This is a genomic window from Candidatus Pantoea formicae (assembly GCF_011752625.1).
Taxonomy (GTDB): Bacteria; Pseudomonadota; Gammaproteobacteria; order Enterobacterales; family Enterobacteriaceae; genus Pantoea; species Pantoea formicae.
Genome location: NZ_VWXD01000001.1, coordinates 536824 through 549531, shown reverse-complemented (window position 1 = coordinate 549531; position 12708 = coordinate 536824). Strand labels below are relative to the sequence as shown.

Below are 12708 nucleotides of genomic sequence, written 5' to 3'. Positions count from 1 at the left end.
TAAACACCCATGACCGGACTGTGAATGCTTGATAGTGCGTGTGAGTTGCGTGATAGTACGGAAATGCAAAACGACCCTTTTTCCGACATCCTGAAATTCGTCCACGCGGAATCCCTGGTGACAGGAGGCTTTAGCGCGGGCGGCCGCTGGGCGTTACGTTTCCCTGCGCCTGAGAAGATTAAGTTTTTCGCCGTCCTGAAAGGACAATGCTGGGTTCAGTTTGACGACGACGCCAGGCCGATTCTGTTCTCAACCGGCGATGTCGGTTTACTGAGTGCAAAGCGCGCCTTTGTACTGTCCAGCGAGCCCGACGTTGAGCCGGTTGATGCCATGAGCGTGTTTTTCGGTGCCGGAAAACCTCACGCCCCCATTGGTGAAGGGGATGATTTTGCGCATATCGGTGGGCACGTCCTGCTGAATCCCACCAGTGGCCGTTTATTGACGCACGTTTTGCCGCCATGGATTCATGTCCCTGCGGCCTCCCCGCAAGCGGCCTCGTTCCGTTGGTTACTAGACCAGTTAGTACAAGAGCGTCGTACCACACAGCCAGGTTCACAACTGGCCTCGTCACAGTTGGCGCAACTGCTGTTTATTCAGATTTTGCGTGCTCATCTGCAAACCTGTGATGCACTCCCCGCCAGTTGGCTGCGTGCCCTTGGTGATGCGCGTCTTGCGCCTGCGCTGCAACTGATGCATGGCGATCCGGCAAGAAATTGGCATCTGGAAGAGTTGGCAAAAGCCTGCGCCATGTCACGCACCACCTTTGCTCAGCAGTTTCGTACTGTTGCGGGTGTGACACCGGTTGCCTATCTGACACAATGGCGCATGCGATTAGCCGAACGCGCCTTACGTGAGGAGTCCGATCAGGTGGCCGTGGTGGCGCAGTCGCTGGGTTACACTTCAGAAAGCGCCTTCAGCCATGCGTTTAAACGCGAGACGGGGATGTCGCCAAAAGCGTGGCGACTGGCTGAACGTTCAATGGGATAAAATCCGCCGCCGTAGCACGTAATCGCATGCGCAAGCATGTATCGCGGATCATGCAGGATATCGACAGCTTACCCAGTGAATACGTATTGCAGAAACACTAACTTAAGGCTGCGGCCTTGCATCAAGCTGAAGCTGCAAAAAGGTCAGGTCGAGCCAACGGCCAAATTTGCAGCCTACCTGATTTAATCTGCCGCCATCACTGAAACCCAGTTTCTTATGCAGCGCGATTGAAGCGCTGTTCTCTGACTCAATCCCGGCAATCATCATGTGTTTGCCCTGCTCGCGCGCCCGCTCAATCAAGGCAACCATGAGTATGCCGCCCACCCCTTTGCCGCGCCCGTTTTTATGAACATAGACTGAATGCTCCACGGTATGACGATAGCCGTCCCAGGGACGCCAGTCACCATAGGAGGCGTAGCCGATGACGGCTTGCTCCTCAACCGCCACCAATACCGGAAACCCAGCGGCCTGCCGTGCAGCCATCCACTGGATGCGGTTAGCGATATCCACGGTATTCTCATTCCAAATCGCGGTGGTGTTGAGTACTGCGTCGTTGTAGATCTCCGCGATCGCCCCTGCATCGCCCTCTTCTGCTGCACGTATTTGCATGATGTCCGCCTCGTCACTATAGTGGATGATTCGTTTACTATCGTAGTTATCCATTATGTTAGACAAAATGTCCAGTAAAGAAGATGGTATCAATGCACGCATTGGTCAGAACATTAAAGTCGAACGAGAAAAACGCGGCTGGTCGTTAACCGACCTGGCAGAACAATCCGGTGTTTCACGGGCGATGATTCACAAAATAGAGCGAGGTGAAAGTAGCCCTACCGCGACTTCACTGGCGCGCCTCGCCGGTTCATTCGCGATGAGCATGTCACAGCTGATCGCGCTCACCGAAGTGCAACCTGGTACATTGCTGCGTCATGCACAACAACCGGTATGGCAAGATCCGGAAACCGGCTACATTCGTCGCCATGTCTCACCTGGCGATATTCCGTTGGATGTCGTGAGTGTTGAACTGCCGCCGCGTACCGACGTGCCCATGCCAGCCATTTCCTACCTTTCACGCCGCCAGTTAATTTGGGTGCTGGAAGGCACTTTACGTTTCCTGGAAGGCGATAATCTGTTTGAAATGAATGTGGGTGATTGTCTGGAGCTGGGCGATCCCACGGATTGCGTGTTTAGCAATGCTACCGATGACATTTGCCGTTATGCGGTATTGGTGCTGAAACCGGCAATATGAGCCTTAATGCGAAGAGACAAACACAGCAGCTTGTTGTGCAGGCGGCACCGCGAAATTGCGCTGCATGCGTTTGATCTCCTCCGCCGGTGGCAGCCCGAACAGACGTTTAAATTCACGGTTAAATTGTGAGGCGCTTTCATAGCCCACCGCATGACTCGCCGCCGCCGCCGTCATCTCCTGACGCACCATCAGCATACGCGCCTGATGTAGGCGAACCGATTTCACGTATTGCATCGGTGACTGCTGCGTGATGGTTTTAAAATGCGCGCTGAACGTCGGCACGCTCATGCCTGCCTCACACGCCAACTGCGCGAGATTGAGCGTCTGTGCGTAGCTGGCATGAATATGGCGCAGCGCTTTGCCCACCTTGCCGAACTGCCCCTGCAATGTCAGCGCGGCACGCAGTGCCTGACCTTGTGCACCCGTCAACACTCGATAATAGAGTTCACGCACCAGTGCGGGTCCGAGGATCTGAGCATCCAGAGGATGACTCAGGGCCGTCAGGAACCGTAACACTGAATCACGTAGCGCTTGATCCATTGGGCTCGACATCATGCTCTGCGCCGCTTTAGCGGCAAAAGGCACCTGCTGCTGCTCTAATTCCAGCAACAATGCTGTCGCCACACTGAAATCAAGGTGCATATAGATCGCCAGCAGCGGGTGTTCTGCGCTGGCCGCGGTTTCCATGGTAAAGGGAACCGGCACGGAAACCGCCAGATAGTGTTGCTCATCGTAGAGATAGACCTGATCACCGAAGAATCCGCGTTTACTGCCCTGACAAACAATCACAATACCGGGATCGTAAAGCACCGGCGTGCGGGCTAATGGGCGATCTGAACGCAAAATGCGCACATCAGAGAGTGCCGTCAGGTTGTATCCCTCGCGTGGTGCGAGTTCTTTGAGCAATTGCACCGTGCGCGTGTGTGCATCTGGATCTACCACTACTTCCCCTTACTCATAAGATTAGGCAATAAAAATAGAAGATACGGCCTTATAGCGCCGACTTCCAGAGAATATTATGCATGCATCATTCATGTCGGGAGAAAAACGATGTCTACTTCTAAAACACTTTTGATTACCGGTGTCAGCAGCGGATTTGGCCGTGCACTGGCGCAGGAGGCCTTAGCAAACGGCTATCGTGTGATCGGTACAGTGAGAAATGCCGAAGCAAAAGCGGCGTTTGAACAGCTTCATGGCCAAAATGCGCTGGGTTTTGTATTGGATGTCACCCATTTCGCCTCTATTGATACGCTTATTGCCGACATTGAAGACAAGCAAGGTCCGATTGATGTTCTCGTCAACAACGCGGGCTATGGACACGAAGGAATTATGGAGGAGTCTTCACTGGAGGAAATGCGCCGCCAGTTCGACGTCAATGTGTTCGGTGCCGTGGCGATGACTAAAGCGGTGTTGCCTTTCATGCGCCAACGCCGGCGTGGGCATATCCTTAACATCACTTCGATGGGTGGATTTATCACCATGCCAGGCATTAGCTATTACTGTGGCAGTAAGTTTGCGCTGGAAGGTATTTCAGAAACCCTCAGTAAAGAACTTGCGCCCTTCAATATTCATGTCACCGCTGTTGCTCCGGGCTCATTCCGTACTGATTGGGCAGGTCGCTCCATGGTGCGCAGCGCACGCAGCATCAGTGATTATGATGCTCTCTTTGATCCTATTCGTCAGGCGCGTGAAAAGAAAAGTGGTAAGCAGTTAGGCGACCCACAGAAAGCCGCCCGCGCGATGCTGGCTATCATTGAAAGCGATAACCCACCTGCGCATTTGCTGCTCGGTAGCGATGCATTGAAGCTAGTGCAGGATAAACTTGCAGCGATGAGTGCAGAGATTGAAGCGTGGGAAGCGCTGACACGTTCTACCGATGGGGAGTAGCGGTATTGTCAGCATAAAAGACAGCGGGTGGGCCAGAAAATAAAGTTGGCGCACGTGAAACAGAAACGTAAAACAATGAAGCCACATGATGAAGGGGCTTCATTATCACTGAAGAACACTAAGACCTTTACGATCCATGATGTTAAGTAAACGAATCGCAGCACCGTTAGGTTTTTTTTCTTCGCGTTCCCATTTGATCACCGTTGCTACTGACATTCCAACGCAAGCAGCCAGCATGGCTTGGCTCAGCCCCAAACGCTCACGCAGTTGCCTAATAGCTTGACCTGACATCATAGGCAGAACAGGAAGAGCCGCACGTAACTCGCGCAATCTTACCCTTGAGTCGATTTTTTCTTTTAGCTCATCGGATACCGCGCCAATTTCATTAAAATCATGCGCGATTTCTTGAAGATCCTTGAGGTGATTAACCATCACATTTTACCTCTCGCATTTTCCCCATATTGATAGCCTACGTTGCCTGTTCTGAAGTGAGATTGAACAACTCTTTAGCAAGCTGCTTATAGAGTATGAGATCAGATTCTGCCATTTCTCGCATTGTGCTTTTCACGGTTGATTTAGCATAACCGTTAACAAAAAAGAGGTGTTTCCCCAGTTTGAAAGCTATGACAGCTCTTGCTCCGCTACTTTTACCTTTGCCCAAAGGAATGCGTTTCTTATATACCCCACCGCCCAGATTAGCTTCATACTGGCCCGCTATGACCTCTAACGCTGCAGTGCATAACCTGCCGTCGTCAAGACCTTCAGTTTTAGTATTCCTATCGAATGGCTTTAACACATAAATTGCCATGGCGTCTCCTTACTGTGATTCGATTAGGACGCTCCTTGTCCCCCACATACAAAATCTATGATACTAAGTATCACACCTCCATTCAACACCCTGTTTTTAGCAAAACTGATTTTTCATGATGCTCAAAACTGCGGCTTTTATATAAGCATCTGTAATTAATGAACTAGCACTTTTTGCAAAAACAGCTTTCCTAATGTTTGGCCATATTCCTGTACAACAGGCTTTTCCTTGTATAACTTTACTAAGCCTTGTGCTCATTTGTTAACCTGGAGGATGGAACCATGCGTCAGGATAAGAACCTCTCATCAACGTTGGATGCGATTGCACGTTACTTTAATGAAGCCTCTCTGCCTTCTCAGCAGGAAACCTTGGGGAAAATAGTGGTGGAGATCCTGCGATCAGGACGATCTCTGAGCCGCAAGACATTGTGTACCAAGCTTATTTGCCATTTGGAGCAAGCCGATAGTCTGGAAGAAGAACTGCATTTGCAGCAGCTTATTGGCCTGATGTTTACCTCCGAGCGATAACCCCCGAGAACATGCGCGCTGACCTGACATCGGACAAAGTGGCTTCCGCCTCATAGGTCATTTCACGTTAGACTGAATCCACTTTGCTACCTGTCGCAGGCCTGTTGCGGTCAACAGAGAACGCGTATGAACAGAAGTGATGAAGAAAGATTAACGGATATCGTCATGGGCGATGCCGTATTACAACTGTTGCAAAAAGCAGGTCCTATAACCAATAGCGCCCTGTTGGATAAGCTGCGCTTTATGGCATCCATGGAATCTAACTCAACCCGCCAAAAAGCACTGCAGCGCGCCATGGCAGAAGTGATGAACAACATGCAATCATCCAACACCGAAGGCGTAACGATTAAAGATACTAACAACGTCACACACATTTTTCGCAATCGCGATAATACGGGCAAAGACACACAGCATTAAATCCGGGCTATAGGCCTCAACTTTATAAATAACATTGGCTTCATTCATGGCTGCAATTCTAATCTTTGCAGCCTTTTCTTTTGGCTCAAGGCGGCCTGTCACACCTGCAGACGTCACCACTCTGAGGTATTTTCCTCTACGTAAAAAACACAGGGATTTTGTTCGATGTTGTGGTAACGTCAATTCTCTTCCCAAATCTGCCGCGAGCCGATTATGTCTTGGTTCATTACGTTGACAACAGAGGTCACCACCACCGCATTCGGCGGCGGCGTGGATGCATCTGTAGCGACAACGTAGCGTACAGAATCTTCACCCCGTCAGCCAATGGACGGGGATTGTCTCCGTTCATCACCCAGTGAAAGGAGACACAGCATGCCCTCCCCAAGTAAAAAAGCGCTATTGATTGTCGATATGCAGCACGGCTTGTTTTTTGCGCCGCAGCAGCCTTTTGCCGCAGAGACTCTGCTCAACAATATCAACAGGTTAATTGCCCAAGCACGCGACGTAAAAGCCCCGGTCTTTGCAGCCCGTCATACCGGGCCTGAGGGATCGCCTCTTGCGGAGAGCAGCCCGCTCACACAGCTTATTCCACAGTTGGCGATAGATGCCGGGTCGGATGGTGTGTTTGTGAAGCGCTACCCCAACTGTTTCCGTGGCACGACGCTATTGGCTTCGCTACAACTCGCCGAAATTGAAGAGTTGGTAATTTGTGGCATGAAAACAGAATATTGCGTGGATACCACTTGTCGGGCAGCGGCAGATTTAGGCTTTCGTGTGGTATTAATCAGCGATGCGCATAGCACGACAGACAACGGGCAGATTAGCGCAGCCCAGATCATTGCCCATCACAACCAGACGCTATCGGGTCCGTTTGTCCAACTTGCAGCAACGGCTGACGCTCTATTTTGAATTTACGGGCGCGGTTAATACCGCGCCCATATAAAAAAGGCGTAAAGAAAACGGGAAAAGGCATAAAAATCAGGAAAAATCAGACTACATCAACTGTATGCCAAAGCGCTTTAGCAACGTTGCCCACAGGACAAAAAGCACGATCGTTAACAGGCAACTCGCTACCAGCGTGGGCCAAAATCCCCAGCGCTGATAGAGAAAAGGAAAGGCGACAAACATCGGCAGGGTCGGCACCACGTACCAGAAGGTATACCAAGCGTGGCTGGCGATCTTTGCCTGGCTCTGACCTTCCAACTTCATCCAGATCAGGACCAATACCGTCACTAAAGGCAGTGCTGCAATCAATCCTCCGAGACGGTCACTGCGTTTCGCAACTTCAGAGATCAGCACCACCATGCCCGCCGTGATGGCGTATTTTACGATGAGCCACAGCATGGTTTGCTCCTACTTCAGATAGGAACGAATAACACTGACAATCTCTTCCAAATCCTGACTGCGTTCCGCTTCAGTGGCCGAGTCATTCATCAGGTGCTCTTTGATATGTCCCTCCAGCAGCTCTGCCATCAGGCCATTGATAGCCCCGCGTACCGCAGCCACCTGCTGCAACACTTTTAGGCACTCTTCTCCTGATTCCAATGCGGTCTCTAGCGAAGCTGCCTGCCCTTTAATACGACGTACGCGGGTTAACAGGCTTTTCTGATGTTTGAGTGTATGGCCCATGTTAGGCTCCTGTTGATCTCTATGTATACTGGTGTATAGTATATTTTCTTTGAGTTTTTTGATTTTACGGCACTGCAATGACGCTTTCAACTTATCACGACACGAGATGCACACCATGAATGATATTGCCGCCCTAACCGGCTGCAGCGGCCAAACTGCTAAGGAATGATCTCCATGTCTGTAAAATCACCCTGTACTGATGTCTGTATTTTTGAAGGAAAAAATGGCTGGTGTCGCGCTTGTGGCCGAACGCGTAAAGAGGCTCAGGAATGGCGGAGAATGTCACCTTATCACCGTAAGGCGATTGAGCGCGCATTGAAGGATCGCGTTGCGACGTTGCAAATAAAATAGTTAGGCGTTTCGTTCAATCATGCGTACCAATTTATTCACTGCGGGAGTACGTTCGCGTTTACGATATAAGAACCAGATGGATGAAGGAATAACGGCACCGGGTATTTCGCGATAAGTAATGCCCGGTAATTTTAATTGAGTCACCAGGATAGCCGGTATTACCGCGACACCATTACCTAATGCGACATTTGCCAGCACTTCATTTAAACTGCCCGCCGACCAGCTACGGCTAAGAATAAAACCGCCACGTTGAGCAAAAGTAACGGTGCCAGAAACTTGTTCAGGCAAAATAAAGATTTCCCCTTTTAGTTGCGCAGGTTCGATGGGTTGTTCTTGCGCAACCAGCGGGTGGTTATCCGGCAGTGCCAACGCGAAGTGATCTTGTTCGACCTCACTATATCCGACATCGGCGGGCAACGGCACAGGACCGCGCACGAAGGCAACATCAATTGTGCGCTCGCTGACCTGTGTGGCCAGTGTATCCATGGCTGATTCACGAGCATTGATTGAGATATCCGGCGCCCCTGCGCTGAAGCACGTCAATAAACGCGTTAAAACACCTGACAACAGCGCTGATGCAACATAGCCCACGCGGATATAGCCACGTTCGCCGCGTGCGGCACTCCGCACTCGGGCTTTGGCCTGTTCCGCATGTTGTAGCGTTTCTCGCGCCTCCTGTTGGAAAATTTCGCCAATCTGCGTCAACTCGACTTTACGCTGAGTACGGTAAAATAACGGCGCACCTAACTCCTCTTCCAATTGATTAATCTGCACCGACAGCGTCGGAGTGGATATATTGAGATTCTCTGCCGCCACGCCATAATGCAGCGTTTTTGCCAGTTCCAGAAAATAGCGTAGATGGCGCAATTCCACGTTTTACCTCCTACTTATCTTAGGTGATCGACCTGTCGATCATTACCGGAAACCGAAACGCCAGCAATATAAATGTTGTTAGGTTTTTCCTAACAATAACTTCAGTGCGGTTTATTGAATGACTTCATTGATGGATTCAAGCTGTAGTGCATTCACTACCTTGCTCGCTGGAGAAAAGATGTCCACTGCTACAATCGCCCTTGACCATCGCCATCTGAATCGTGTTTTACTCGTCGCCTCAACCGGGTGCGCATTGACGGTGATCGACACCAATATCGTCGGCGTCATGTTACCTACCATCGCTAAAGGTCTGCATGCTTCTTTTGCAGACATGGAATGGGTCATCGGCGCTTACGTGCTGAGCTTTTCTTCACTTCTTTTGCCGGCAGGGTCGCTGGCAGACAAATTTGGCCGACGCCGACTCTTTCTCGGCGGCATTTTACTGTTTGCGCTGGCCTCACTCGCCTGTGGCATGGCGACCAGCGTTTTGGCACTCAATATTGCCCGTGCGGTTCAAGGTATTGGCTCCGCATTTCTGCTGGCGCCAGCGCTGGCCATTATCGCGCACAGCTTTCGTGATACTCAGGCACGTAACCGCGCATGGGCGATTTGGGGCGGTGTGATGGGATTGACCATGGTGCTGGCACCGTTGGCCGGCGGCATGATCAGTACGTTGCTCGGCTGGCGCTGGACATTTTTCGTCAATATTCCCATTTGTGCCCTGCTGATGCTGGCCGTCACACGCCACATTGAGGAATCCAGGCATGAACACGCGGGAAAACTCGATTTACCTGGCATCGCGCTGTTTATCGCAGGCATGTTCTGTTTGACCTGGGCATTAATATTAGCGCCGCAGCATGGCTGGTTGAGCCGTGAGGTGGTGGGCAGATTGTGTCTTGGCGCGTTGTGGTTTGGCCTGTTTATCCGTGTGGAAAGTGGCAAAAGCAGGCCGATGTTGAATCTGCAACTTTTCCGCTCGTTCCCCTTTATTGGGGCGGTATTAGCGATGTTTGCTTACGCTGCTACTGCGCAAGTCATGACCTCATTGCTGCCGCTGTTATTACAGAATGTTGAGGGAATGACGCCGTTAATGGCCGGAGCGGGTATGCTGCCTTTCGCTTTGGCAATGCTGCTGTTTCCTGTTGTGGCGCGCTGGCTCGGCAAACGCCTGCATGCCGCCACTTTGCTGGCTCTTGGCCTGGTCACCGTTTCCTTTGGCAACATGGTGATTGCTACTGCCGTGTTCCACCACCATTTGCTGCTAAGCCTGGCGGGTATGTCCATACTCGGCAGCGGCGGTGGACTGCTCAATGGCGAAACTCAAAAGGCGATTATGGCAACCGTGCCTCCGCAACAAGCAGGAATGGCATCGGGTATCAGCACGACAGCCCGTTTTTCCGGCATTTTGTTAGGATTTGCCACGCTGGGTGCGATTCTGGCGGCCAGCACACAGTGGCATTTACAATCAGCGATGCTAAACGCGCAGTTGCCCCTTCAACCCGGTTTTAGCGCACAGGTTATCGCCGGTGATTTCAGCCATGCACTAGCAATGTATGACGCCGCTAATCAGGTCTCGTTACAGCCACTCGTCATCACCAGTTACGCCGATGGGTTTGCCAGCATGTTGCTGTGCGCTGCCGCATTTGCCCTGTTTTCTGCCATCGTCGTGCTCTATTCGGCGCGTCATACGCGTCAGCCAACGACGCTATCCCAGCGCTGATTTTTACGCGTGGGATCGACTGTCGCACGCACAACCCGTCCTTGTTGAGGAGCAATAATGAAGAAGTTAATCACCGTACTCTGCTTAAGCAGCCTGCCATTGTTTGCCCATGCGTCGACGTTTTCGCTTAAGTCGGCAGACTTTGCTGACAACGGCGTGATGAAGAAAGCATTTGGTGGCAATGATAAGAACAACCTCGCCTGCAGCGGCGAAAACCTTTCGCCCGCGCTCAATTGGGCGAATCCACCCGTGGGCACCCAGAGTTATGTGCTACTGCTGACCGATCCGGCTGGCGCCAAAGGCTTGGGGGTGACGCATATGCTGGCATACAACATTGATGCGACGCGTAATAAATTCCAACAGGGTGAGTTAAGCACAGGGGGAGATTTTAGCTATGGCACCAATACGCCCGGCACGCAAAACTATTATGGCCCTTGCCCACCCGCGGGCGCGGGCTATCACCACTACAACTTTGTGCTGGTGGCGACCGACCTGGCGAAAGGCAGTTTACCCGCAGGACTCAGTCACACTCAGTTAGTCGCAAAATTGAAAGGTCACGCGCTGGGTTCTGCAAGCCTTGTCGGGCGTTTAGGGAATTGATTGCAGCGGGTCGCCAGGCAGGCGACCCAATAAAATTAGTGTCGAATCGCACAACCACACTGCGACATTTCACCCGGCACATATTTACCGTGATGGGAGTGACGCACCTGCAACTCACCTTGCTGCCAGGCGTTGCCGGTATCCGCACGGTTTTCCAGTAAGCGATTCAGTGCTTCGTTGACCAGCAAGTCACGACGCTGTGCCCAAGTGGTCAGATGCCAGGTTGAGGCGCGCGCTTCATCCACATCGTCAAAACCTACAACCGCCACGTGAGCGCCTTGGCCAAAATCACGCACTGCCTGCAATGCACCAAAGGCCAGCACATCGCTTTCGCAGAAGAGTGCATTAATGCGCTCCGCTGCACGGGTTTTCTTCAGGTAGGCCATCATGGCCTGATAAGCCTGTTCGCGGTCGTTAGCCCCGGCCACCAACTGAATGTTCAGCGTTTTGTGTTCTGCCTCAAGACTGGAAACCAGTCCTGTCATTTGACGCGCGGGATCGGCAAGCTCTTGGCTGTGCATAAAGCCAAAGCGCTGATGCCCTTGAGACAGTAGCAATAACCCCATCTCGGCACCCGCATCAAAACCATCAGCTATCACGACCTCAGCACCCACCTCACGACTTTGGCTTAAATGCACCGTCGTCACGTTAGGCAGTAGTTTTGCTGCGGTATCCAATTCATCCTCAAACAGGGATGTCAGAAACACTAACCCCGCCAGCGGCAAAGATGCGGCATTCTGCAACATACGTTGATAGTTTTCTGCTGAATCGACATTCAGCAACAGTGTCACTAAACCACGCGCGTTTAGCTGGCGCGTCATTTCATTCAGCATCGTGACGGTATTTGGGTTAGTGAATTCATCGCTGACGATACCGATGATATTGGGATTAACGGCCATGAAAGAGCTCTCCTGCAACTTAGCGTGCGGTCATTATTTTGTAGGTAACGTAAGACACCTCAAGTTACCCGATTAAGTCCCTATCGCCAATCATCAGACTTGCTGTCTCTTCTGCATTTTTAACGTCGGGTCAGGGCCAGGCGAATCCCCAGGCCAATGAATGTCATACCGACGATACGATCTAACAGCTTTTGCAGCGTAATATTGCGCGATACCGCACTCGCAGCACCACCCGCCAGCAGGGCAAATGTCACATCAGTGATCAACCCGATCACCGCGTATGTCAGTCCCAACAACAGGAAGGAACTCGCATGATAGTTACCATCTACCACCACGAATTGTGGGAAGAAAGAAATGAAAAACAATAATACTTTGGGATTAGTGATAGAGGTAATAAAACCTCGTATTAAGAGATTACGCGTATTGGTGCGCGGAGCCGCAATTTGCTCCTCATTACACTGAGATTTAACGACAAAGGTTTCCCACACCATCTTACTGCCCAAATAAATAAGATATGCAGCACCGATATATTTAATCACTGTAAATAACATCGGCGAGGCGGTAATTAATGCCGTTAAGCCTATTGCACTAGCTAACGCATGGGTACAACTGCCAAGCGCCACACCCGTTGCTGATATCACCCCGCTGCGACGGCCATTGGCCACGCTTTGGCCTACGACATAAGCGAGGTCCGGACCCGGTGTGATGCATAAGAGAAATACAGATGCGAGGAAAAGAGGGAAATGAATAATATCCAGCATATT

18 protein-coding genes are annotated in these 12708 nt (G+C 51.3%); 9 read left to right on the top strand and 9 right to left on the bottom strand.

Features of this window, described 5'->3' with window-relative positions; all coding sequences use genetic code 11:
• Window positions 1–24 precede the first annotated feature (24 nt).
• Window positions 25–987, top strand: a complete 963-nt coding sequence (locus tag F3J38_RS02830) for an AraC family transcriptional regulator (protein ID WP_167134898.1) — start codon at window positions 25–27, stop codon at window positions 985–987.
• A gap of 102 nt (window positions 988–1089) precedes the next feature.
• Here the strand turns inward: F3J38_RS02830 and F3J38_RS02825 are convergent, their stop codons facing one another.
• Complete coding sequence (locus F3J38_RS02825; RefSeq protein ID WP_167134896.1) at window positions 1090–1596, bottom strand: GNAT family N-acetyltransferase; 507 nt, start codon at window positions 1594–1596, stop codon at window positions 1090–1092.
• Between the two features lie 55 nt (window positions 1597–1651).
• Here F3J38_RS02825 and F3J38_RS02820 point away from each other — a divergent pair, with 55 nt between their 5' ends.
• A complete protein-coding gene (locus F3J38_RS02820; protein WP_167134894.1) occupies window positions 1652–2233 on the top strand; it encodes a helix-turn-helix domain-containing protein in 582 nt (193 codons plus the stop codon).
• Window positions 2234–2236: 3 nt separating this feature from the next.
• Here F3J38_RS02820 and F3J38_RS02815 read toward each other — a convergent pair whose 3' ends face one another.
• Window positions 2237–3175 (bottom strand): AraC family transcriptional regulator, encoded by a 939-nt coding sequence (locus tag F3J38_RS02815; RefSeq protein WP_167134892.1) that lies wholly within the window; start codon window positions 3173–3175, stop codon window positions 2237–2239.
• 108 nt (window positions 3176–3283) lie between these two features.
• Here F3J38_RS02815 and F3J38_RS02810 point away from each other — a divergent pair, with 108 nt between their 5' ends.
• The gene (locus tag F3J38_RS02810; RefSeq protein WP_167134890.1) at window positions 3284–4120 is read left to right on the top strand and encodes an oxidoreductase; all 837 of its coding nucleotides are present in this window, start codon (window positions 3284–3286) and stop codon (window positions 4118–4120) included.
• Between the two features lie 105 nt (window positions 4121–4225).
• On the opposite strand, the gene F3J38_RS02805 is transcribed toward F3J38_RS02810, so the two are convergent.
• Window positions 4226–4552: a helix-turn-helix domain-containing protein gene (locus tag F3J38_RS02805; protein ID WP_045815646.1), complete on the bottom strand. Its 327-nt coding sequence runs from the start codon at window positions 4550–4552 to the stop codon at window positions 4226–4228.
• A gap of 37 nt (window positions 4553–4589) precedes the next feature.
• Window positions 4590–4928, bottom strand: a complete 339-nt coding sequence (locus F3J38_RS02800; RefSeq protein ID WP_167134888.1) for a type II toxin-antitoxin system RelE/ParE family toxin — start codon at window positions 4926–4928, stop codon at window positions 4590–4592.
• A 281-nt stretch (window positions 4929–5209) separates the two neighbouring features.
• Here F3J38_RS02800 and ycgZ point away from each other — a divergent pair, with 281 nt between their 5' ends.
• The 3 genes from ycgZ (at window position 5210) to F3J38_RS02785 (ending at window position 6781) form a co-directional block, all read left to right on the top strand.
• Window positions 5210–5455: a regulatory protein YcgZ gene (gene ycgZ / locus F3J38_RS02795; protein WP_167134886.1), complete on the top strand. Its 246-nt coding sequence runs from the start codon at window positions 5210–5212 to the stop codon at window positions 5453–5455.
• 126 nt (window positions 5456–5581) lie between these two features.
• A complete protein-coding gene (locus tag F3J38_RS02790; protein ID WP_167134884.1) occupies window positions 5582–5872 on the top strand; it encodes a hypothetical protein in 291 nt (96 codons plus the stop codon).
• Window positions 5873–6244: 372 nt separating this feature from the next.
• Window positions 6245–6781 (top strand): cysteine hydrolase family protein, encoded by a 537-nt coding sequence (locus F3J38_RS02785; protein WP_167134882.1) that lies wholly within the window; start codon window positions 6245–6247, stop codon window positions 6779–6781.
• Between the two features lie 84 nt (window positions 6782–6865).
• Here the strand turns inward: F3J38_RS02785 and F3J38_RS02780 are convergent, their stop codons facing one another.
• Both F3J38_RS02780 and F3J38_RS02775 read right to left on the bottom strand, forming a co-directional pair.
• Complete coding sequence (locus F3J38_RS02780; RefSeq protein ID WP_045832441.1) at window positions 6866–7216, bottom strand: DUF3147 family protein; 351 nt, start codon at window positions 7214–7216, stop codon at window positions 6866–6868.
• Window positions 7217–7225: 9 nt separating this feature from the next.
• Entirely contained in the window at window positions 7226–7501 is a 276-nt protein-coding gene (locus tag F3J38_RS02775; protein WP_167134880.1) for a metal/formaldehyde-sensitive transcriptional repressor, read from the bottom strand.
• A 165-nt stretch (window positions 7502–7666) separates the two neighbouring features.
• Between F3J38_RS02775 and F3J38_RS02770 the strand changes: the two genes are divergently transcribed.
• The gene (locus tag F3J38_RS02770; RefSeq protein WP_369410980.1) at window positions 7667–7852 is read left to right on the top strand and encodes a DUF1289 domain-containing protein; all 186 of its coding nucleotides are present in this window, start codon (window positions 7667–7669) and stop codon (window positions 7850–7852) included.
• Here the strand turns inward: F3J38_RS02770 and F3J38_RS02765 are convergent, their stop codons facing one another.
• Window positions 7853–8725 (bottom strand): LysR substrate-binding domain-containing protein, encoded by an 873-nt coding sequence (locus F3J38_RS02765; RefSeq protein WP_167134876.1) that lies wholly within the window; start codon window positions 8723–8725, stop codon window positions 7853–7855.
• 178 nt (window positions 8726–8903) lie between these two features.
• Here F3J38_RS02765 and F3J38_RS02760 point away from each other — a divergent pair, with 178 nt between their 5' ends.
• Together F3J38_RS02760 and F3J38_RS02755 are read left to right on the top strand one after the other, a co-directional pair.
• On the top strand, window positions 8904–10445 hold the full coding sequence (locus F3J38_RS02760; protein WP_167134874.1) for an MFS transporter: 1542 nt from the start codon (window positions 8904–8906) through the stop codon (window positions 10443–10445).
• Window positions 10446–10502: 57 nt separating this feature from the next.
• On the top strand, window positions 10503–11045 hold the full coding sequence (locus F3J38_RS02755) for a YbhB/YbcL family Raf kinase inhibitor-like protein (protein ID WP_167134872.1): 543 nt from the start codon (window positions 10503–10505) through the stop codon (window positions 11043–11045).
• Window positions 11046–11080: 35 nt separating this feature from the next.
• Here the strand turns inward: F3J38_RS02755 and F3J38_RS02750 are convergent, their stop codons facing one another.
• Window positions 11081–11944 carry a substrate-binding domain-containing protein gene (locus F3J38_RS02750; RefSeq protein WP_167134870.1) on the bottom strand — a complete coding sequence of 288 codons (864 nt, stop codon included), beginning with the start codon at window positions 11942–11944 and terminating at the stop codon, window positions 11081–11083.
• Window positions 11945–12063: 119 nt separating this feature from the next.
• Complete coding sequence (locus F3J38_RS02745) at window positions 12064–12705, bottom strand: LysE family translocator (protein ID WP_167134867.1); 642 nt, start codon at window positions 12703–12705, stop codon at window positions 12064–12066.
• Window positions 12706–12708 lie beyond the last annotated feature (3 nt).